The sequence below is a fragment of the Streptomyces sp. MA5143a genome (genome assembly GCF_900290235.1).
In the GTDB taxonomy this organism is placed as follows: Bacteria; Actinomycetota; Actinomycetes; order Streptomycetales; family Streptomycetaceae; genus Streptomyces.
In genome coordinates this window covers 324,756-345,507 of record NZ_OLMK01000009.1, presented here as the reverse complement: position 1 = coordinate 345,507, position 20,752 = coordinate 324,756, and the positions used below count along the sequence as shown (strand labels likewise).

At 68.0% G+C, this 20,752-nt stretch carries 15 protein-coding genes and 5 pseudogenes; 17 read left to right on the top strand and 3 right to left on the bottom strand.

All coding sequences use genetic code 11. The features are described 5' to 3' along the window. Position 1: 1 nt before the first annotated feature. Both SMA5143A_RS04060 and SMA5143A_RS04055 read left to right on the top strand, forming a co-directional pair. Positions 2–1,167, top strand: a pseudogene (locus SMA5143A_RS04060) (ArgE/DapE family deacylase); the annotation flags it as partial. A gap of 307 nt (positions 1,168–1,474) precedes the next feature. Then, positions 1,475–1,705, top strand: a pseudogene (locus SMA5143A_RS04055) (MFS transporter); the annotation flags it as partial. A 240-nt stretch (positions 1,706–1,945) separates the two neighbouring features. On the opposite strand, the gene SMA5143A_RS04045 reads toward SMA5143A_RS04055, so the two are convergent. Continuing rightward, positions 1,946–2,458 carry a 2,4'-dihydroxyacetophenone dioxygenase family protein gene (locus SMA5143A_RS04045; RefSeq protein ID WP_046915892.1) on the bottom strand — a complete coding sequence of 171 codons (513 nt, stop codon included), beginning with the start codon at positions 2,456–2,458 and terminating at the stop codon, positions 1,946–1,948. 149 nt (positions 2,459–2,607) lie between these two features. On the opposite strand from SMA5143A_RS04045, the gene SMA5143A_RS04040 reads away from it, so the two are divergent. Then, positions 2,608–3,564 carry a helix-turn-helix domain-containing protein gene (locus SMA5143A_RS04040; protein ID WP_107461490.1) on the top strand — a complete coding sequence of 319 codons (957 nt, stop codon included), beginning with the start codon at positions 2,608–2,610 and terminating at the stop codon, positions 3,562–3,564. A 440-nt stretch (positions 3,565–4,004) separates the two neighbouring features. Here SMA5143A_RS04040 and SMA5143A_RS04035 read toward each other — a convergent pair whose 3' ends face one another. Then, complete coding sequence (locus SMA5143A_RS04035; protein ID WP_107461489.1) at positions 4,005–4,499, bottom strand: aldehyde dehydrogenase family protein; 495 nt, start codon at positions 4,497–4,499, stop codon at positions 4,005–4,007. A 282-nt stretch (positions 4,500–4,781) separates the two neighbouring features. Between SMA5143A_RS04035 and SMA5143A_RS04030 the strand changes: the two genes are divergently transcribed. From SMA5143A_RS04030 to SMA5143A_RS04000, 7 genes are all read left to right on the top strand, one after another. Next, positions 4,782–5,708: an alpha/beta hydrolase gene (locus SMA5143A_RS04030; RefSeq protein ID WP_046915890.1), complete on the top strand. Its 927-nt coding sequence runs from the start codon at positions 4,782–4,784 to the stop codon at positions 5,706–5,708. A gap of 12 nt (positions 5,709–5,720) precedes the next feature. Beyond that, complete coding sequence (locus tag SMA5143A_RS04025) at positions 5,721–6,605, top strand: short-chain dehydrogenase/reductase (protein WP_107461488.1); 885 nt, start codon at positions 5,721–5,723, stop codon at positions 6,603–6,605. A 6-nt stretch (positions 6,606–6,611) separates the two neighbouring features. Beyond that, entirely contained in the window at positions 6,612–7,493 is an 882-nt protein-coding gene (locus tag SMA5143A_RS04020; protein WP_107461486.1) for an SDR family NAD(P)-dependent oxidoreductase, read from the top strand. Positions 7,494–7,561: 68 nt separating this feature from the next. Then, complete coding sequence (locus SMA5143A_RS04015; RefSeq protein WP_107461484.1) at positions 7,562–8,176, top strand: TetR/AcrR family transcriptional regulator; 615 nt, start codon at positions 7,562–7,564, stop codon at positions 8,174–8,176. Positions 8,177–8,204: 28 nt separating this feature from the next. Further along, the gene (locus SMA5143A_RS04010; protein ID WP_258193279.1) at positions 8,205–8,477 is read left to right on the top strand and encodes an alpha-L-rhamnosidase C-terminal domain-containing protein; all 273 of its coding nucleotides are present in this window, start codon (positions 8,205–8,207) and stop codon (positions 8,475–8,477) included. A gap of 371 nt (positions 8,478–8,848) precedes the next feature. Beyond that, positions 8,849–9,397: an alpha/beta hydrolase fold domain-containing protein gene (locus SMA5143A_RS04005; RefSeq protein WP_308812025.1), complete on the top strand. Its 549-nt coding sequence runs from the start codon at positions 8,849–8,851 to the stop codon at positions 9,395–9,397. Between the two features lie 209 nt (positions 9,398–9,606). After that, complete coding sequence (locus tag SMA5143A_RS04000) at positions 9,607–11,745, top strand: ATP-binding SpoIIE family protein phosphatase (protein WP_107461482.1); 2,139 nt, start codon at positions 9,607–9,609, stop codon at positions 11,743–11,745. Between the two features lie 60 nt (positions 11,746–11,805). Here the strand turns inward: SMA5143A_RS04000 and SMA5143A_RS03995 are convergent. Continuing rightward, positions 11,806–12,559, bottom strand: a pseudogene (locus tag SMA5143A_RS03995) (transposase family protein). Between the two features lie 248 nt (positions 12,560–12,807). Between SMA5143A_RS03995 and SMA5143A_RS44685 the strand changes: the two are divergent. The 7 genes and pseudogenes from SMA5143A_RS44685 to SMA5143A_RS43700 form a co-directional block, all read left to right on the top strand. Next, a pseudogene (locus SMA5143A_RS44685) lies at positions 12,808–13,419 on the top strand (TniQ family protein); the annotation flags it as partial. Between the two features lie 480 nt (positions 13,420–13,899). Further along, complete coding sequence (locus SMA5143A_RS43705) at positions 13,900–14,730, top strand: hypothetical protein (protein WP_189787329.1); 831 nt, start codon at positions 13,900–13,902, stop codon at positions 14,728–14,730. Next, positions 14,727–15,494, top strand: a complete 768-nt coding sequence (locus SMA5143A_RS03985) for a TnsA-like heteromeric transposase endonuclease subunit (RefSeq protein WP_107461478.1) — start codon at positions 14,727–14,729, stop codon at positions 15,492–15,494. Before SMA5143A_RS43705 ends, SMA5143A_RS03985 begins: the two co-directional genes overlap by 4 nt. Then, the gene (locus SMA5143A_RS03980; protein ID WP_107461476.1) at positions 15,491–17,581 is read left to right on the top strand and encodes a Mu transposase C-terminal domain-containing protein; all 2,091 of its coding nucleotides are present in this window, start codon (positions 15,491–15,493) and stop codon (positions 17,579–17,581) included. The genes SMA5143A_RS03985 and SMA5143A_RS03980 overlap by 4 nt, the downstream gene beginning before the upstream one ends. Before the next feature lie 8 nt (positions 17,582–17,589). Continuing rightward, positions 17,590–18,702 carry a TniB family NTP-binding protein gene (locus SMA5143A_RS03975; RefSeq protein ID WP_258193278.1) on the top strand — a complete coding sequence of 371 codons (1,113 nt, stop codon included), beginning with the start codon at positions 17,590–17,592 and terminating at the stop codon, positions 18,700–18,702. 2 nt (positions 18,703–18,704) lie between these two features. Then, positions 18,705–19,223 (top strand): annotated as a pseudogene (locus SMA5143A_RS44680) (TniQ family protein); the annotation flags it as partial. A 228-nt stretch (positions 19,224–19,451) separates the two neighbouring features. Next, the gene (locus SMA5143A_RS43700; protein WP_258193277.1) at positions 19,452–20,594 is read left to right on the top strand and encodes a hypothetical protein; all 1,143 of its coding nucleotides are present in this window, start codon (positions 19,452–19,454) and stop codon (positions 20,592–20,594) included. Positions 20,595–20,752: the final 158 nt, after the last annotated feature.

Genomic DNA, 20,752 nt, shown 5'->3' with positions numbered 1-20,752 from the left:
GAGTGCCGCGGAGTCCGAGTTGCAGCACATCCTGGCCCGGCACCTGGAGCGGTTGGATCTCGATGTCGACCTGTGGTCCATGAACCTGCCCGAGCTGCGTGCGCACCCCGCTTCCCGGGCGGCGAAGCCCCACGCACGGAGGCATGGGGCCTGGTGGGAGGCACGCAGCAGCAGGGCGACGGGCCGATCCTGGTTGTTCAGGGCCATGTCGACGTCGTCCCTCCCGGGGACCTGGCGCAATGGGAGGGAGACCCCTTCCGTCCTCGGGTCGGCGCAGACGTGGTGCATGGCCGGGGAGCGTGCGACATGAAGGCCGGCGTGGTGGCGATCCTCGCCGCCTTGGCCGCGATACGGGGAGCGGGCGCGAAGCTGCGTGGCCAAGTGGCCACGCACTTCGTCGTCAGCGAGGAGGACGGAGGGCTTGGAGCGTTCGGAACCCTCGAACGAGGCCACACCGGTGATGCCTGCATCATCACGGAGCCGACCAGCGGCACCCTCATGACCGCGAACGCCGGCGCCCTGACTTTCCGCATCGAGGTACCCGGCCGCGCCACCCACGGCAGCACCCGGTACGCGGGCATGAGCGCCATCGACGCATACCTGCCCATCCACCACGCGCTCGCCCGTCTCGAAGCCCGCCGCAACACCGGCACCGACCCCCTGATGGCGGAGTACCCCATTGCCTACCCGCTGTCCGTGGGCACCGTCCGGGCCGGCGACTGGGCCAGCAGCGTGCCCGACCTGCTGGTGGCCGAGGGAAGACTGGGTGTCCGGCTGGGCGAGGATCCGGCCCAGGCGCGCACCGAACTGGAGGCGTGCGTGGCCGAAGCCTGCGCGGACGACCCGTGGCTGCGCTCTCACCCCGCCACGGTGACGTGGCCCGGAGGTCAGTTCGCCAGCGGACGGCTGCACGCCGAACACCCGCTCGCAGCCCTGGTAGGCGACGCGCACGCCGACGTCACCGGCGGCCCACGACCGCCGGAACGAGGCGCCCCCTACGGCAGCGACCTGCGGCTGTACTCGGGGACGGGCATCCCCACACTGCAGTACGGCCCCGGCGACGTACGCCTCGCGCACGGCCCGCAGGAACAGGTCCACGTCAGCGACATCGTCACCGTCACCCGGGCACTGGTGCTCGCCACACTGCGCGCAGTCGGCACCAAGTAGCACCACCGACACCGTCCCTTACCGCCTGCTCCCAGCCCATGACAGGCGGGTTCCGCCGACCGGGCGACCGGTGGAACCCAAGCGGCTTCTTCCGGGGTCACAGCCGCGTGAGGTCTCCGCACACGCGGAGATGTTGGCGGTCACGCCGAGACCGTCTACTCGGTGTCCGCAGTGGGCCATCTCAGCTCAGAACCATGATCAATCTCAGCACCAAGGCTGTACCGATGTTCTCCAAGGCCAGTCCCGTCAAAGAAGCGCTGCCTGAGACACCCTAGGTCTGAGACACCCGTACAGGTCACGTAACACCATCGAAGACCTCGAATGGACGGTGAGCGCCTACACCCTCACTTTCGCGGTGCTGCTGATGTTCGGTGCCTCTCTGGGAGACCGTTTCGGGCGCCGCAGACTGTTCGTCCTCGGACTCGGGATCTTCACCGCAGCTTCGGCCGCCGCCACGCTGGCTCCGGGCATGAGCGAGCTGATCGCCGCCCGCGCCGTGCAGGGTGTCGGCGCGGCGATCGTGACGCCGCTGTCACTCCTGCAAGGCCCGCCAGACCCTGGACACCTACCTCCGCGAGCAATGCAGCACCACGCGCACCGCCGAGCGGCTCTTCACTCACCGCAACACCGTGCTGCGCCGCCTGCCCCCCCCGCCGACGACCTGCTGCCCCGCCCCCTTGCCGACAACGTCACCGCCGTCGCCGCCGCCCCCGAAGTGATCCGCTGGCGCGGTTGACCGGGTGCGTCGTCGGCGAGGGTCGGGAAAGCATCGGCGTGCTCAGAGATAGAGACGTTCGTTGATCTTCAGACCGTTCTCCCGGCAGTAGTTCTCGTAGTGATCGATGAACCAGAACACGTCCACCGTCTCCATCACGCGGTCCTCCTCGTCGAGGAACTCCAGCGGACCGTTGAGCCAGAACATCGTCTTCATCCCGTGCTCGGAGTAGAGGGTATGGCTGCGCCCCGGGCTCTCCCGGACGAAGTCCCCGGGCTTCCCGACCCAGTCGTACTCCAGGTAGCGCCAGCTGCCTTCGAGGACGTAGCCGGAGACCGGGCCACGATGCCGGTGGCGGCCCAGCGTGCCGCCCTCCTGCACCCACAGCACGTTGGCGGCGCTGCTGCCGCGGACGTCAAAGGTGAGGTGCTTGATGAACACGTTGGGCACGAACGGCACCCACGGACTGCTGTCCTCGCTGATGTACCCCTCCTCCAAGGCGTACTTGTCCCGCATGCGGTCCACGCGCGCCTCGGTCGCGACGTACTGCGCCATGATCTCTTCGGACGTAGTCATGTCACCTTGCCTCATTGCCTGGGTGGGTCTGTGGGTGCGAACGTACGGTCCGACCTGCGGCGGGGGCTTGACTGAGGCCGCACGGTTACTTGAACCTGAGCGCACCCACGACCGGGTCCCCGGAAGGTGCGCAGTGAGGTGGCACCGGTATGACGCTCGACTTCTCCACGGCGCCACTCGAAGGCCGAGCTCGGCTCGACTACTGGCGTGAGGTGGTCTGCACGACGTTCGTCCAGTACGAGATGGACGTGCCGCAGCCCACGTCCGCCGGGTTCCGGGGCAGGGTCACGGCCCAGACGCTCGGAGACCTGGGCGTCGCGAGGGTGGTCTCCGACCCCCACACGGTGTTCCGGTCCCCGACGCTGATCCGGAGATCGGGCGAGGACGACCTCCTGGTCAACCTGGCCGTCCAGGGCTGTGTGACGGTCTCCCAGCAGGAGCGGGACGCGGTCTTGCGCCCAGGCGACTTCACCGTCTACGACAGTGCCCGGCCCTGCCGTATCGTCTGCGCCGACCCGTTCGAACTGCTGGTGCTGAAGGTGCCCAGGCCGCTGTTCGACGCGCACTGCCCGCTGGCGCGGGACGCGATGGCGACCACGGTGCCGGGCGACCACGGGGTGGGCGCGCTCTTCGCGCCCTTCTTCCACTCTTTGACCGGCCACTCCGCCGGTCTGTCTCCCGACGCGAGGGCACGGATCGGCGCCACGCTGCTGGAGCTGCTGGCCACAGCTCTGTCCGAGCGAACCGATTCAGGCGCCCGGCTCGGCGTACCCAGAGCAGCCCATATGGACCGCGCCCGCCGGTACATCATCGACCACATCGCCGACCCCGACCTGTCGCCCGCCATGGTCGCCCGGGCGCTGGGAATCTCCGTCCGCTACCTGCACGCGATCTTCAGAGCCGAGGACACCTCACCGTCTCGCTGGATCCTGCAACAGCGGATCGACAGGGCCGCCGGGCTGCTCGCCGACCCGGGCCGGGCGGGCCGCAGTGTCACGGACATCGCCTACGCCGTCGGCTTCAAGGACGCCTCGCACTTCACCCGCGCCTTCAAGGACCGCCACGGGTTCAGCCCGCGCGAGTACCGCAGAAGGCTCGCGGGCTGAGCCAGGTGGGAACGATCGCCGGCCGGCGCTTGCACGGTCGGATGACAGTGATGACCATGGTGGCCACCCGCTGTCAGGCGCTTGCCTCGGCCGCCTCTTCGATCAGGTCGGCGACCGGTCCGGGGTTGGCTTCGACACCCCCGAGCTACCGCGAGGCCCTGCCTTCATGCGCCGACTTGATCGGTAAGCGGATGGCTTCTAAGGCCGCACAGAAGCCGGAGACCGGCGAGAACCGGGTTGAGGCCGTCGACGAACTCAAACACCACCGCAGGGTCTACCCGGGTCACCGTCCTCTTGCGCGGCCCTCGCATTCCGTAGCGGCGCGTGGAAGGACGAGTTCGCCCCTGCTGAGTCGTCGACCTTCCTCGCGAAGGGCCGCAAACCGGGTGGGTGGACGAGTCACGGCATCCCGGTGTCACCGACCCGGTCGGGTCCGAATTTCAACGGCGACCCCGGTGATGGCCTGGTCGATCCCGGCTGTAAGTTCCGGAGCCGGCAGCGCGGAGCCGACCATCCCGTCGGTGAACCCCTGGGGGCCGGTCTGGGCGGCCACGGTGCGCTGGTGGGTGAACTCGTCGAAGCCGGCCTTGCCGCCGTGCGCCTGTGCCGGAGCCTCCCACTCCGCCGAACGGGGCGTTGCTGAGGGAGGCGTGCAGGAGGCCGTCGTTGCGGGTGACACCGCCGGAGGTGGTGTCCTGCAGGAAGCGGCGGAAGTCGTCGCCGTCCTCGCCGTACCAATACGCCGCCAGAGCGGCCGGACGGTCGTTGATGAACGCGATCGCCTCGGCCAGATCGTCGTAGGGGTGGATGGTCAGCACCGGTCCGAAGATCTCCTCGCGGGTGATCTCCGCGTCGTCGGGGACGTCGATCAGCAGCGTCGGCGGGATCAGGCGCGCCTCGCGGGCTGCGTCCCACAAACCCTCGTCCGCCCCCAATAGGGGGCAAGCTTGCGCCGCCCCCTCGGCACGTCAAAGGGCACAGCTCGGCCTGGCCCCGAGCGATCACCTGTCGGACACACCCCGCGCACTCGAACCGTCGGCCGTTCTTCGCCCGGTGCGGCGCTGAAGTAGGGCGTGACTCAGAACCCAGCGGAGACGTGACGGGGTCGTTGCCGTCGGTTTGCTTTACAGCCCCGCAATGTTGGATTAACTTCCAACATTGGAAGCAGTTCCAAGTATCCGCGAGCCCAACGATGCGAGCCGTGTTACGGAGGTCCGATGACCGACCGACTGAATGTGACGTTTCCTTCGGGGCCGGACGAGTGTCACGCCTGGCTGTACCTGCCCGAGGGCGGGGGTCGGCGCCCCGTGGTGGTCATGGCACACGGTCTCGGTGGGGTCCGCGAGATGCGGCTGGACGCCTACGCCGAGCGTTTCGCCGCCGCCGGCTACGCGTGCCTGGTGTTCGACTACCGGCACTTCGGGGCCAGCGGCGGTCAGCCGCGACAGCTCCTGAGCATCAGACGACAGCTCCAGGACTGGCGGGCCGCCGTGGCGTACGCGCGCTCCCGGCCGGAGACCGATCCCCGGCGCGTGGTGCTGTGGGGCACCTCTTTCGGCGGCGGCCATGTCCTGGCGACAGCCGCCCAGGACCCGGCCGTCGCCGCCGTCATCGCCCAGGGCCTGTTCACCGACGGTGTCGCCTCTGCCCTGGCGATGCGCCCGGACACCTCGGTGAAGGTGATGGCCCGCGCGGTCCGTGACATGGTCGGCGCCCGCCTCGGGCGCCCTCCCGTCATGGTCGCGACGGCGGGGCCGCCCGGATCCGCCGCGTTGATGACCGCTGCGGACGCCGAGCCCGGCTACCTGGCCCTCGTGCCCAACGACGTGCCCTTCTCCAACCAGGTTGCGGCGCGGTTCGCCCTGGACATCCTCCGCTACCGGCCGGGCCGCCGGACCGCGAAGATCGCATGCCCGGTGCTGTTCTGCGTATGCGAGCACGACAGCGTGGCCCCCGCGCGGCCGACCCTGCGCCATGCCCGCAGGGCCCCGCGCGGCGAGATCCGCCTCTACCCCGACGGCCACTTCGACATCTACCTCGGCGAGCCCTTCGAACGCGTTGTCACGGACCAGCTCGCCTTCCTGACGCGGCACGTCCCCATCGGCTCCGCACCCGGTGAAGCCCCGAGACCCACGACACCCTGAAAGAGGTACGAGATGCTCACCTACCCGATTGCGGGGAAGACCGTCTTCATCACCGGCGCAGCCGGAGGCATCGGTGCGGCCACCGCCCGCACGCTGCACTCGCGCGGAGCCAACGTGGTCCTCGCCGACCGGGGCATCGACGCCACATCGGCCCTCGCCCGCGACCTCGGCGGCGACAGGACACTGACGCTGTCGGTGGATGTCACCGACAGCGCCGCACTGGCCGACGCGGTGGACCGTACGGTCGACCGGTTCGGCGGCCTGGATGTCGTCTTCGCCAACGCGGGGATCGCGGCCGATCCGCCGGCGGCGATCGCCACCATCGACCCGGCCATGTTCGAGCGCGTCGTCGAAGTGGACCTGCTGGGCGTCTGGCGCACCGTTCGCGCCGCACTGCCGCACGTCATCGCGGCGCGCGGGCACGTCCTGGTCACCGCTTCGGTGTACGCCTACTTCAACGGTATGACCAACGCCCCCTACGCCATGTCGAAGGCCGGCGTCGAGCAATTCGGCCGCGCCCTGCGCGCCGAACTCGGCATCCACGGCGCCAGCGCCGGGGTCCTCTACCCCGGCTGGGTCCACACGCCCATCGCTGGGGCAGCCTTCGGAAGCAACGACATCACCACCCGCATGCGCGAGATCGCCTTCCCATCCCTGCTCGGCAAAGCCATCGCCCCCACGCGCGTCGCGGACGCCGTCGTCCGCGGCATCGAGAACCGCTCGGCCCGTGTCATGGTCCCCCGCAGGTGGGTACCGATTTCGGCCCTGCGCGGCGTCCTTAACCCCGTCACCGATCTCATCGCCGAACGCCACCCCGAACTGCGCCGACTCCTGCGCCGACTCGAGGAATCCGCCGGCCCCACAGGCAAGTCCCCGCAGACCGACTCACCGAGGTAGGTTGTCATGACCCGTTACGACCTGGCCGGGCGCACCGTCGTCCTCACTGGCTCCACCGGCGGCCTGGGCGCCGCCCTCGCCCAGGCCCTGCGCGGGCGCGGCGCCAACCTCGCGCTGCTCGACCTCAGCCTCGCGGCCAGCACTGCCCAAGCGCAGGACCTGGGAGACGAAACAGTCGCCCGTGGCTGGCACGCCGACGTACGCGACCTCGCCGGCCTGCAGCAAGCCATGGACGAGGCCGCCTCGCACTTCGGGCGCCTCGACATCGTCATCGCAGGCGCCGGGATCGACACCATGGCCCCGATGGCGACCATCGACCCGTCGGCCTACGAACGTGTCATCGACGTCAACCTCAACGGGGTCTGGCGCACCTTCCGTGCGGCTCTGCCCCACGTCGAGGCCCAACGTGGCTATCTCCTCGCGATCTCCTCCATGGCCGCCTTCGTGCACTCGCCGCTCCAGATCTCCTACACCGCGAGCAAGGCCGGCGTGTGGGCGATGTGCGACAGCCTTCGCCTGGAGGTTCGCCACCTGGGTGTCGGTGTCGGCAGCGCCCACCCCACGTTCTTCCGCACTCCGATGATGGACGACGTGACCGCGGACCCGGCCGGGCACGCCCTCTGGGGCGGCAACTCCAAGGGGGTGTGGAAGATGGTGCCGCTGGAGAAGGTCGTCGCCGGTATCGTCCGCGGCATCGAGCGCCGTGCGGACCGCGTCGTCGTCCCCAGGTCCCTCACCCTGACCGCGAACGCTCCCGGCCTGTTCCGGCCGATACTCGAACGCGTCGGTTTCCGCCCTCAGACGGTCCAGCGCGCCCTCGGCCTCGCCTCGGCGTCGGGCTGGCACGACCCGGCGGTGCATGAGCGCCACCAGGCCGGTTCCCGCTGAATTCCGGGCTGAAGGAAGCGGCCGAGAGGGTCCGGCCGTTTCAAGCACCACGTAAAGTAGCGGAGACCATGACAATCAAGGTCACACGCACGACACGTCGGGCCGCCGCAACCCGTGCGGCCATCGTCGACGCCGCCGAGGAGCTGCTGGCCTCCGGAGGCCCCGACGCGGTCACCTTGGAAGGCATCGCCGAACGCGCGGATGTCGCCGTGCAGACGGTGTACAACCGCGTGGGCGGCCGCGCGGCCGTTCTCATCGCGGTTGCCGAGCGGGCACTCGAGGACAACCGGACCTACATGGACGACGCCTACGCTGCCCCGGGCACCCCCGTGGAACGCATCAGGGCCGCCTCGGCCGCGTACGTCCGCTTCGCCGCCGAGCGCCCACACCAGTTCCGCCTGCTGGCCGAGCCGCCGGACGAACCCGCGGCCCTGGAACGGGTCGCCGCGCTCGTCGACGAGCAGAACGCCAAACTCGCCGCCGCCCTGGCCGACGGGGTGGCCGACGGCTCGCTCGCCGCCGACCTCGATCCCGTCACCACCGCCACCGCGTTGTGGGCTGCCATGAACGGCGTTCTCGGCCTCTCCTGGCGCGCGGACCGACTCCGCGCTGACGCCTCCCACTTGACGGAACTCGTCGCAGCTGTGGAAAGGGTGGTTCTCCGCGGGCTGCTCGCCCGCTGAAGTCCGCCCGGGGCCGTGCCACCGTACGGTGGCCGGCCTGGCTCCCGCCGCGCCGGGATACCGCCGCCTGCGGATCGCTCCCCTTCCGGGTGGCGGTATCACCCAGGCTGGAGCACGTCTGCACACGCCGTACGGCACCGCCGAGGTGTCCTGGGCGCTCTCCGGGCGTGAACTCACCGTGGAGGCCACGTCGTCCCTCCGAACACCACGGCCGACGTTGTCCTGCCGGACGGCAGGGCGTCATCGAGGTGGGCTCCGGGAGGCACACGTGGACAGTGGCGTTGGGGGCACACACGGTTGAGCAGGCACCGTTGTCCCTGGACATGACGATGGGGGAACTCATGGACCGCGAAGATGCGGTCCGTGTCTTCAAGGACTTGCTCGTCTCGTACTTCCCGGAGGCCGCAGAGTTCGTCGAGAGCGGCTCCGGAGCTCCGGCCGGACCACCGTACAGGCGATCGCCGGAATGCTGCCCGACGGCGAGAATTTCCTGGCCGACCTGGAAGGGCGGTTCACCACGCTGACCGCCGGTACTGAAGTCTCCTGAGCTCGAGTGACCGGCTATCCCGTCTGTGCGGAGTCTGACGTCTTTCCCATCGGCTCGCCGGTACGTCCGGCCGCCGTGGCCAATTCCATTGAAAGCCCCCTCGGGGGACAGTGAGGAGCACGACCATGCCCAGCGCCACGTTCGCCCTGATGGATGGGTGGCATCAGGAGTCGGCCCGGACCAACGGCCCCGTGAGCCTCGCGTCGGAACGCGAGGGGTGGACGCGTTCGTCGGCATGTACCAGCCATTGGCGGGAGTCGCCCACCCATGAGGAGGTCGCGGAACTCAGGCCCCGGATCGTGGCTCCTGACACCGCAAGGCGCCCCCGAAGACCTTGTCATCCTCGACCTGCACGAGGGCGGCTTCCGGGTCGGATCCGCTGCCGGGGCGCGCTCCCTGGGCGCTCAAGTGGCGCTGGCCGCAGGCGCGCGCGTGCTGCTTCCCGCGCATACCGTCTCGCGCCCGAGAACCCCTTCCCCGCCGGTCTGGATGACTGCCTGGCGGCCTACGACCTGGCCGCCGAGACGGCTCCGAGGATCGTGGTGGCCGGGGAGTGTGTGCGTCCGCGGTTCGGTGGCGGTCGGCTCGCCGGCGTGGTCCGCTTGATCCCCCGGCTTCGGCAGATGCGGGAAGCCCGTGGTGAACGCCGCATGGTCCGCCCGGCTCTGTGGTGACTTGGCAAGCGTCCGGCTTCGCGGCCGCTGTGGCCCACCTGAGTAACAGCGGCTCGCCCGTGCGGGCCCAGCCCGCCGCCGTGCCGGCCCTGACGGCGGTGGCGTACGCCGCGGTCCGGCTGACAGCCGGGGCGTGCGCCGTCTCGCGCGGGAGCTCGTCACGCCGGACCGCTCACGGGTCGCCCGCTCGGCGTAGAGTCGACAGTGTGGTGGAGTACACGGCCGCCAGCTTTGTGTCCCGGGTCGCCGGCGAGCTCGGACCGAAGGCGGACGAGCTGATCGCCGACGTGGTGCGGTGCCTTCGGCATGAGGTTCCCGAACTGTGGAACGACCCGGATCTCGCCCGTAGGACCTCCGAGGGCGTCACCGAAAACGTCGTCGGCGTGCTGCGGGGCCTGCAATACGGCATCGAGCCGAGCGAGATCGAACCGCCGGCCGCGGAGATGGAACGCGCACGCCGGCTGGCCCGGCGCGGTATGCCCGTCAGTGTGATGCTGCGGGCCTACCGGCTCGGTCAGCGCATCGTCCTCGACAGACTGCTCGCGGAAATGCCGCGACTGACGAAGAATGCGGAGCTGATCAGTGCGGCGTCGCGCTGGCTGCTGGCGACAAGCGGATACGTCGACCACACATCTGAGCAGGGCGTCACGGCGTACCAGGAGGAGCGGGACCGGCGACTGCAGTGGCGGCTGTCCCTGGTGAACGAGGCCGGCAAACGCGTCGGGACCACCCTGGACATCGCTCGCACCACCCAGGAGCTGGCGGATCTCGCCATCGGTCACTTCGCCGACCTCGTCACTGTCGACCTGCTCGACCCCGTGGACCACGGGGGCGGCAGTCCGGCGGCGGGCCAGCTCGTACTGCACCGGGTTGCCCAGGCGTCGTCGGCGCGGGGCGGTCAGGAGCCGACGATTCGGCTGGGGGAGCGCCACACCTGCCCGGGCGGATCGCCCTCGGCTCGCGCCCTGGCCACCGGTCAGCCGTCCCGGCACACGGCGGCGCCGACCGATCCGGCCGATGCCTTCGTCAGCCACCCCACCCGCTCGATGCTGGTGGTGCCGCTGAGCGCCCGCGGTGCCACCCTTGGCGTCGCGCGGTTTTCCCGTCACAGCAACCCCGACCTGTTCGACGACGAAGACCTGATCCTCGCCCAGGAGATCGCGGCCAGGGCGGCCGTGGCCATCGACAACGCCCGCCGCTACACGCACGCCCATGCCACGGCCGTCACCCTGCAGCGCAGTCTCCTCCCACGTCGTACGGCGGAGCAGTCCGCCGTCGACGTTGCCTGCCGCTACCTGCCCGCCGGTGCCCAGGCCGGTGTGGGCGGCGACTGGTACGACGTCATCCCGCTGTCCGGCGCCCGGGTCGCCCTGGTGGTGGGCGATGTGGTTGGCCACGGTATCCACGCCGCCGCCACGATGGGGCGCCTGCGGAGCGCGGTCCGTACCCTCGCCGACATCGACCTGCCTCCCGAGGAACTGCTGACACATCTGGACGACGTCGTCATTCGGCTGTCCTCCGAAGTCTCGGCCGACCCGGACGTGGAAGCGCCCGGGGACATCGGTGCCACATGTCTGTACGCCGTCTACGATCCCGTGGACGGCCGCTGTTACCTGGCACGCGCGGGCCACGTGCCGCCCGCCGTGGTGACCGGCGACGCAACCGTCGACCTCCTCGATCTCCCGCCCGGCCCGCCGCTGGGCCTGGGTGGCCTGCCGTTCGAGGCGGCGGAGGTCGACCTGCCCGAAGGCAGTCTCCTCGCCCTGTACACCGACGGCCTGGTCGAAGCCCGCGACCGCGATATCGAGGCAGGCCTCACCCTCCTGTGCCACGCCCTGGCCCAGCCCTGCGCCTCGCTGGAGGCCGCGTGCGACACCGTGCTCGAAGCCCTACTGCCCGCAGGCCGAGCCGACGACGACGTCGCCCTGCTGCTGGCCCGCACCCGCGCCCTCGGGGACACCCAGGTCGCAGCCTGGGACGTGGACGCCGACCCGGCAGCCGTCACCCGAGCCCGTTCGAATGCTGCCCGGCAGCTGACCGCCTGGGGACTGGAGGAACTCGACTTCACCACCGAACTGGTGGTCAGCGAACTGGTCACCAACGCCATCCGCTACGGTCGGCCTCCCATCCGTCTGCGCCTCATCCGTGACCGCTCCCTGCTGTGTGAAGTGTCCGACGCCAGCAGCACCACGCCCCACCTGCGCCGGGCCCGGGTCTTCGACGAGGGAGGACGCGGCCTGTTCCTCGTCGCCCAGCTTGCCGAGCGCTGGGGAACGCGCCATGCCAGGCAAGGCAAGACGGTCTGGGCCGAGCTGGGCGAGGAGAACCCCGCCGAGGCCGAGGGCTAGGAGCGTGGGTCAGTAACGGGCAATTGGCCGGTCGGTCGTGATCGGGGTGATTGAGCTCTTTCAGCGTTGCCGCTCCGGCGTGAGGACGGCAGCGGCGATTGACGTCATTCGATTCGGGCTGCAGCGGGACCGGCGGAAGATGGCCCAGGACTTCAGCCGTGCGACGCCGCGCTCGACCGGGGCCCGGGCTGCGGACAGCGCGCGGTTGACGGTTTGCTGGGTCAGTGTGAGCTCGCGGCCCGGCGGGCGCCTGAGGGGTGTCGTCACCCATGAGCCAGCTCCCATGTAAGCCCGGTCAGCGAGGACTGGGACGCCTTGGCGTACGCAGATCCGGATGATCCGGTGGTTGCGCGCCGTCGTCAGGTCGTGGGCGCGGCCGGGGCGTGCGGGTGAGATCCACAGCAGCTGGCAGTCTGGATCAGTGACCACCTGCACGTTCACCCCGTGTCGGCGGTGTTTGTGGGAATAGTCGGCTCGGCTGTCGCCGACCCGGTCGCACTCCGCGAGGGTGTCGTCCAGCAGGACGTACTCCGGGTCGGCTTCACGCAGGGCACGGAGCAGGCCGGGCCCGGTCGGCGAGCAGATCGATGACAGAGGCCGTGTAGGCGTGGGCGGTGCCGACAGATATGCCGAACCCGGCCGCGATCTGCGCCAGAGTGTCGTGCCGACGCAGGTACACCAGACCGACCAGGGCACGTTGGTGCGGCGGGAGTTTGCAGCGGCGGTCACCCTCGCGGGTGACGATGAGCATGGTGACGGTGACCCACTCGGCCAGGGCGTGAGGCAGGTCGAGCGCGGCAGAATACGGAACCAACGCGGCTCCTGTGCCTTTGGGTTGAGACTTCGAACACCTCCCCCAACGGCACGGGAGCCTCGTGCGTTGCGCACACCACCAGCGTCACCCGATCAGTGGCCGAGCTGAAAACGCTCACTGACAGGCGGGGTCTCGGACTGCATTGGTTGACCGCCTCGTCCGCCATACCGAATGGTCTACCTCAAAGGCGACGGCCACCGCGTGCGAGGCCACTACCTCAGACGGGTTCTCGTCGTGGACATCGGGGAATGAATAACGTCAAGTGGCCTACTGGGGCCGGTGTTCACGCGTTCGTCAGGAGAGGCCGCCGAAAGACCCTGAGACGGACGCGCAAGTGGGAGGGGGCGGCATTGGCGGCAGCGCACGTGCTTGCGAGACACACGATCCCACAAGTGCCTGCGCGTAGTCCTGTTGCCGTACCCCGTGCCCGCCGGCTTCCTGTCGTCCCGAAGCCGGTTAGCGGCGAGGCTTTCTCCTCCTGGGTAGATCGTGTTGCGGGCACGCTGAGCGTTCCTCCCGGCCGGGCTGCCCACGCACTGGGGTTGGAGTGTTCCGAAGGCGCGGCAATCACTCGGCCCGTGTTTTTCGGAGTCATTCTCACCCCTGAGAGCCTCAGCGGCCTGCGCGATGCGACAGGGTTGCCGGTCCGAACGCTTCAGGCCATGCAGCTCGCCCGGTATGACGGGACCGCACTCGACTTCGCGGGCCTGGAGCCGAGCGACCGGACGTCGATGCGGCTTGTCGCTCTTCGTGAATGGATGTTGACCACGTCAAGTCGGGCCTGCCCGTGCTGCCTTGCAGAGAGACCGGTATGGCCGCTGTGGTGGCGTCTTGGGATCGCGGCAGTATGCCCCGTCCACCGTTGCCTGCTGATCGATCTCTGCCCCACGTGCGGCATCCGGCTCAGGCGCGGCAACCACAGCAACCAACGTGGCCTGCTCTCGCGGCCTCCGCTGCCTGGTCCCGGTGAATGCGGCAATCGTCCACCTGGCGGGCCGTCAGCCCGTGGTGGTCGCCGCGGCGGACTGTGCCCGCAGCAGTACAAGGACATGCCGACAGTAGCCGTGAACGACTCCTTAGCTGTTCTCCAGCTGCGGGTACTTGCCATCGCAGACGGAGCTGAAGGGTCCGTGGCAGGTACGTCTGTCTCCTCGAGCGAATGGTTTGCTTCCCTACGACTGCTGACAGCCATGGCCCGTCTCGCCTCTGATGAGACCGATGTCTCCGTCTTCCCGGGCTACATGGCCCAAGCGGTGGCAGAAGACCGTCGACGGCGCCAGGCCATCCGCAGCGGTAGTGCGAGTCACCTCGGAGCAATGCCTGCAACAGCCGCTCACGCCATGGCCTATTTGGCGCTGGCTTCCGCTGTCCTCGATGCCCCGAACTTCGAGAGCGGTGCACAAGTACTGGCTCCATGGGCCCGGCGCCTGGCGGACCTGCAACGGGCCGCCGGTGTCGGAGACCGGCTTCGCAAGATGCGCCGCCCCACCGTCATCAACGAAATGATGGCTGCCGTTGCTCCTCGTTCCTCACGTGTTGTCGGCGCCCTCACAGCCGTAAGACCAGTGGGAATCAGTCCCTGTCACGTTCCTCATCTCACTGATGCTGCGGACTACAGCGAGCTGGTTGCCGCGCATCTGCCCGGAACCAGTCCGTTGTGGGGAAGGCGGTTCACCGCCCTGGCCCTGGCCCGCCTGGCGGGCGCATCCAGTTGGCCGCGCGCCGCGGAGGTATTGGACATGGACGGCGGCAAGGCCATACGTGCCGCCACCAAGGTTGTCCGGCGAATCTCCGACGCGGACGCGTTCTGGGAGTCGGTGACGCTGGTGGCGGAACGTCTTCAGGAACGCGGGCTGGTCGACTATGCCGCCCGCAGAGCTGCTCTTGCAGACCTGTGTGAACTCCCCGCGGGCGTACTCACGCCTGTCTTCCGTCCCCTTGGGATGTCCGTCACTCCTCAGCGACGGCGCCACGCTGCGGCCTGGATCTGGCAGCGCTTCACCAGTGGTGATCCGCACGAGGCGCCCGCCTACAGGCAGGAATGGGGTAACGCCACGGCGGAATCGATACGCGTGGGCTGGTGGCGCTTCCAAACCCGTCTGCCCCCGCAAGCCGCTACTGCCCTCGTTGTCTGGGGGACGACCCACCTTTCCGACAAGGGGATCTCATGAGCCCACGGCGAACACGCACGCTTCGACCGGTGCGCGCCGCTCCCGACCGAACTTTCCTCCAGTACTACGACCCCTGCGGCACGGAACGCCTCATCCCTGCCTCCCAGGCTGCCGCAGTGACCTTCGAGGACGCACTCCCCGTCCGCAAGATCCCCTCTCATGCAGGACAACACCACACCCCCGGCCACTACTGGTCGGCGACGACAGACCGGATGATCGACTACGAGTCGTACCTGGAGTCGAAATGGATGAAGCTGCTCGACTTCGCCCCTGAGGTGGTTTCATTCAGCGCCCAGCCCTTCACCATCGACGGCCACGATACTGAGGGCCCCTGGCGGCACACGCCAGATCTTTTCGCTCGTCGGCGCGACGGCTCGGTGCTGCTGCTGGACGTGAAGGAAGACGGGCGTATGGCAGTGCCCGCCGTTATCTGCCAGGCCCGTCGGACAGCCGAGCTGTGCCAGCGGATCGGCTGGGACTACGCCATGGTGGGCGAACCCGATGCGCTGCGCTGGGCCATCGTTTCCTGGCTCGCCGGCTACCGCCGGCCCCTGTTGGCCGGGAAGGCTCTCGTCGATCGCCTGCTAATACTCGCCCAAAGATCCGTGGCCATTGGCGACTTGGTGAGCTTCCAGCCCGTGCCCGAACTCGCGCGGTCCGTGATCTACCACCTCATGTGGCACCACCGGCTTGCCTTCGACCAGACCCGCCCTCTGCGCGATCACACCCATGTGCGAGCCGCAGACCTACGGAGTCCCGCATGAGCAGCCACCGGCTCGCCGTCACCGACTGGATCGAGTTCGAGGAGGAACGGCACCAGGTCGCGGGGCTCGACGGTGCCACCGTGCGCCTGCGGTCGGAGAACGGCCGCGTGCAGACCATCATGCTGTCGGTCCTGCTCGCTGACAGCAGCTTCCGTGAGGCGGTCGAACCGCCGCCCACGGCACTGATGGATGCCGATGCCCACCCCGATCCAGCCGGCGTCCTGGCAAGCCTGGACAAAGCTGTGAAGGAGGCCGCACTGAAACTAGAGGCCCATCTACTGGAGGCCATGACGGGCTACCGCTCCGGTGACCCGCTCAGCGCTGCCGCGGACGAGCCCCGCCCGCAATACGATCCTGCGCTCCCCCAAGTCGTCCGTGTTCAGGCCAAGGCACAGGAGCTCGGCGTGACGGAACGGTGGATGTGGAAGCTGTGGGCACGGCGCGCGGAGAACGGTCTCTGGGGGCTCGTGGACAAGCGCAAGGCCCGCGTGCCAAACCCCTTGAGGAACCTCGATCCACGTGTGGTCCAGGCCATTCGTGATCAGGCGGCCGCCGAACGCGCTGACAGCTCCGCGACCATCGGCAACCGCTTCTACCGGCGTACTCAGAACCGTCTCGATGCCGACCACGGCGCCGGTGCCGTTGCGCTGCCAAGCCGGGACATCTTCCGACGCGCGGTCGCCCACTTGCTGGACATCAGCCCCTCTGCCCTGGCCTACCAGCGGTCCTCGGCCGCGAACCAGCCCGACCGGCCCTTCGGCAACGTCATCGCCACCCGCCCCGGCGAAGTGGTCATGCTCGACACCACCCCGCTCGACGTCCTCGCCTTCGACCCCGGTACCACGAGCACGATCCGCGTGGAACTCACCGTCGCCCTCGACGTGGCCACCCGTTCCCTCCTGGCTTGGCGGCTCACGCCCGAGGGGACCAAGGCCATCGACATCGGTCTGTTGTTGGCCGACGTCATGACGCCTGAAATGATGCGACCCGGCTGGTCTGATGCCCTGCGCTATCAGATGCTCCGCGTCCCATACGAGCGGCTGCTGACCGTGGACGAGCGTCTGGCCGAGGCCGCCGCTCGGCCGGTCATCTACCCCGAGACGCTGCTCTACGACCACGGCAAGCCCTACAAGTCCGACGTTGTCTGGCGCGCCTGCACCCGCTGGAAGATCGACCTTCAGGACGCGCGCAAGCTCAAACCCACTGACAAGCCGAACGTGGAAAGACTCTTCAAGACCATCCGCGAGCAATTCGCCGAGCACGTAGCCAGCTACAAGGGCTTCAACGTCGCACACCGCGGCCGCACTGCCGAAGAGCAGGCCCGGTGGACCATCGACGAACTCACCGAGTTCTTCGCGGAGTACGTCATCGCTGTCTACCAGCGCAGACATCATCGTGGGCTCACCCTGCACGGCTTCCCAGACCTGCGCGTCTCCCCGAACGAGGCGTACGCCATGGCGCTCGGCTCGGCTGGCTACGTGGACTGTCCCCGCGAAGCCAACGTGTACTTCGAGCTGCTGCCGATTGCCAAGCGCGTAATCCACCCCTACGGGGTCGAGCTGAACCACCTGACGTACAACGCCGACATCCTGTACCGCTACCGGAAGGCCAAGGCTCCCTACCCCGGCGAACTGTGGCCCATCCGCTACGACCCGCGGAACCTGTTGCACGCCTACTTCCTCGATCCCTCCGACGGCCGCTGGCACGTACTGCGCTGGACCCATGCGCTCGGAGAGCACCAGCCGTTCACCGACATCACGCTGCGGGAGGCGAAACGGCTCATCACCCTGCGCGGCCGCGCACCCGAGGACCAAGAAGCGGTAGCTCAGGCTCTGACCGACCTACAGAACCGCACAGACGCACCAGAGACCTGGACCGCTGCCGACCGCAAGCGTCACACGCGGGACGAACACCGAGGTGCGGCACAGAGCCGCGACATGCAGCGTGACGACGCCCCCGTCAACAGCCACCCTCCGCTGACCGCCGTGCCCGACGCTGCGGACGAGGAAACAGAGCCCGGCGAATGGGGCGACCTCGACTTGAGCAAGGTCAGGGCCGCAGAGGTCTGGGACCCCGACGCGATCTAGGAGCCTGTGTGAGCACCTTCCGACACCCCGGCCTAGCCGAACCCCGCAACAAGGAGGAATGGCGGCGCTACCGCGATAGTCGCGCCCCCGAGCAGCCCGTCATGCCGCCGTACGAGGAGTACTTGAAGCTGTCGGATGACGACAAGGACGACCTCAATGAGGATCGCGACAACTATCACAGTGCCCTCGCGATCATCGACACTTCCCAGGTCAAGCGTCTGCACTACCTGATGGAGCGCAGGATGAAGGCCAACGCCCGGCGGGCTGCGGGGGCCAGAGCCGGCCTTGTCTTCGATGGCCCTCCCACTGTCGGCAAGTCCACCCTCGTCAAGTTGTTTGCCGCCCGCTATGAGAGACGGCTGCGCCGCAAGCACCCAGAAAGGTTTCAGGACGGTTATGAATCCAACGGGATGGTCATCGACTACACACCCGTCGTCTATCTCAGCATTCCGGCCAGAGCCACGCCCAAGGACCTCTCGGTACTGTTGGCCGACTATCTCGGCATGGTGCAACGCGGCCGGGATACCCAGACCGACATCACCAACCACGTGCTCTCCGTCCTGTCGGACGTCGGCACGGAGCTCGTGATCATTGATGATGTGCACTTCTTGGACATGTCGGCAAAAGAGGGACGAGTGGTCAACGATCACTTGAAGTACATCGCCAACGAAACCGCGGCAACGTTCGTCTACACCGGCGTCGACCTTGAGAAATCCGGACTGTTCCTCGAAGGCCAGGCTGCCTCGCGGGCCACCCAAACCTCAGGACGAAACACTCGCTACCCGGTCCGCAAGTTCGGATGCAAAACTGCTCAGGAAAAGCTCGAATGGGCGGAGACCGTCAAAGCACTGGAGGACACTCTCGTGCTGTACAGGCACAGGCCCGGCCAACTCGTGAAGCTTTGCTCGTACTTCTACGATCGTACCGATGGCAGCATCTGCGCCCTCACCGATCTGTTCCGTGAATCCGCAATCGAAGCAGTCATGAGCGGGGAGGAGGCGATCACACGCAAGCTCATGGACCGCATCGAGATTAGCGAATACGCCCAGGCCACGTACCGGAAAGTCGTACAGCAGCGCCGCCAGAAAGCCGCAGTAGGATCGAAGGTGGCGGCAAGCTAGACATGAGAAACGAGCACTTGGCGGAACCTACCACTGCCCGACGGCGGGACGTCGTCCACCCCCAGCTGTCAGCTCACGCGACGCGGCTCCGCCGACTTCCCGTTGTGCCCGCCCCTGTGGAAGGCGAAGCGTTCCACTCCTGGGTGGATCGCGCTGCCATCAAATTGGACGTGCCGCCGGGTATCGCAGCCCGGGTACTGGGACTTGAATTCAGCTCGGCAGGGAAAATGAGGCGACCGCTATTCTTCGGCGTCACCCTTACACCGGCCAGCCTGGCTGGCCTGCAGCTGACGACTGGGCTGACCACCAAAACACTGCGACAGATGCAGCTTGCTCGATATGACGGAACTGCCCTCAATTTTTCGCGTCTTGACGTAAACGACGTAACAACCCTGCCTCGTCTGACTCGCCACCAGTGGTTCCTGGCCTACCAAAGTCGCGCCTGCCCACATTGCCTTTCAGGGAGTGGGGTATGGCCGGTGTGGTGGCGCCTGGGCATCGCAGCCGTATGTCCCGTCCATCGGTGCCTTCTCGTCGACATATGCCCTGCCTGCGGCGTCAGATTGCGGCGCGGAGGCGGGAACAAGAAGCCTACAGGTCTCCCTACAGGGACCCATTACGCACGGGACACGCAGGAATGCGGAAACCGCTCGCCGAACCCGGTGGCAGCGAGCCAGCCGGAAGTATGCCGCCAGCGGATCGCAGACATCCCCACTCTCTCGGTCCCACATGCGTTGGTTGATCTGCAAGTGCGCGCGCTCGCCATTGCCGACGGCGGTGCGGCCCGGCTGGCCGGCGAGCCTGTCTCCGGCGCCGAATGGTTCGATGCTCTGCGCTACCTGACGGCAGCTGCGCGACTGGTCGTCCACGATGACGAACTCGCGGAACTTCCCGGGTTCGCCGCGGACACATTCGCCGCCGTCCGCACACAGCGCGCACTCAGCCCTCGCGCAGTACCCGGTGGGGCCAGCGCGATGCCGGGCACCGCGTCCGAAGCTGCCGCCGCTCTCGCACTCGCGGAACCCATCCTGAACGCCTCCGACTGGGGTGCTGGCGCACGCCATCTTGCTCCTTGGGCGCGCAGGTTGGCCGCAGAACGGCAAACCAGGCACAGTGGCCGCAACCCGCTGCGCGGCATCCAGCACCCGGCGGGACTACATCGCATGATGACGGCGATCGTTCCCCACCAGAGACGAATCGCCGGCGCCGTTCCCACTGGATCATCCGTCGCCCTGGAGTTCCGGCATATTCCGAATCTGATAGACGCTGATGACTACCGCAACGTCATGGCCGTTCACCTTCCCGGAACCACACCTGTCATCGGCAGGCACTTCTGCTCCCTCGCGCTCGCTCGCCTGGCCGGGGCAGAGACTTGGGCCCAAGCCGAAGACTCGCTAGACGCTCCACAGCGCCGCAAAGGAAATTGGGGAAAAACTACCCAGCGAATCCCTGACTCTCAGGCTTTTTGGAGCGGAATTCGCACTTTGGCCGATCTATTGCGGAAACGAGGAGCCATTGACTACGCCGCTCGCCGGAGAGCGCTATCCGAACTTCTCGAAGTCCCTTATGACAGCCTGTTCTCGATCTTCCGTCCAGTACGGATGGGCGTTACTCGTCAGCGGCAACGCCACGCCGCAGCGTGGATCTGGCAAGCCCTCACCGGCAGCCCAGCCCACGGCTCCCCTGTCTACGCCGGAGGCTGGGAGGGACAGAGCGCGGCCTCGGTGACCGAAGCCCGGCGGAAGTTCCACGAACGCGTTCCGGAATCCGCCGCCAGGGCATTGACGCTGTGGGGGCTGGAATGGCTGGACGAGAAGGGCACTGGACCCCAGCCTGACTCGAGAGCCGCTGGTGCCGTGGGCGGCCCGGTGCGATCGTGGTCTGCGCACTGAACTGTTCCGCGCGAGGGTCGCTACTTCCTTCCATGCAGAGAAGAGTTCAGTGCCCAGGTCAGGGCCACGGGGACTGAACTATTTCCTTTCGTCCGACAAGTGACGCGACCGGCGCCCCGGCCGGGGCGCCGCCGAGCGCAGCACGTTCACAGCCCTGC

Bases quoted from the DNA above. Each gene is read 5' to 3' on its own strand.
- SMA5143A_RS04025 (WP_107461488.1), top strand. From the start codon at position 5,721: ATGCTCACCTACCCGATTGCGGGGAAGACCGTCTTCATCACCGGCGCA.
- SMA5143A_RS03980 (WP_107461476.1), top strand. From the start codon at position 15,491: ATGAGCAGCCACCGGCTCGCCGTCACCGACTGGATCGAGTTCGAGGAG.
- SMA5143A_RS04005 (WP_308812025.1), top strand. From the start codon at position 8,849: ATGCCCAGCGCCACGTTCGCCCTGATGGATGGGTGGCATCAGGAGTCG.
- SMA5143A_RS04015 (WP_107461484.1), top strand. From the start codon at position 7,562: ATGACAATCAAGGTCACACGCACGACACGTCGGGCCGCCGCAACCCGT.
- SMA5143A_RS04040 (WP_107461490.1), top strand. From the start codon at position 2,608: ATGACGCTCGACTTCTCCACGGCGCCACTCGAAGGCCGAGCTCGGCTC.
- SMA5143A_RS03985 (WP_107461478.1), top strand. From the start codon at position 14,727: ATGAGCCCACGGCGAACACGCACGCTTCGACCGGTGCGCGCCGCTCCC.
- SMA5143A_RS04045 (WP_046915892.1), bottom strand. From the start codon at position 2,458: ATGACTACGTCCGAAGAGATCATGGCGCAGTACGTCGCGACCGAGGCG.
- SMA5143A_RS04020 (WP_107461486.1), top strand. From the start codon at position 6,612: ATGACCCGTTACGACCTGGCCGGGCGCACCGTCGTCCTCACTGGCTCC.
- SMA5143A_RS43705 (WP_189787329.1), top strand. From the start codon at position 13,900: ATGGCCTATTTGGCGCTGGCTTCCGCTGTCCTCGATGCCCCGAACTTC.
- SMA5143A_RS04030 (WP_046915890.1), top strand. From the start codon at position 4,782: ATGACCGACCGACTGAATGTGACGTTTCCTTCGGGGCCGGACGAGTGT.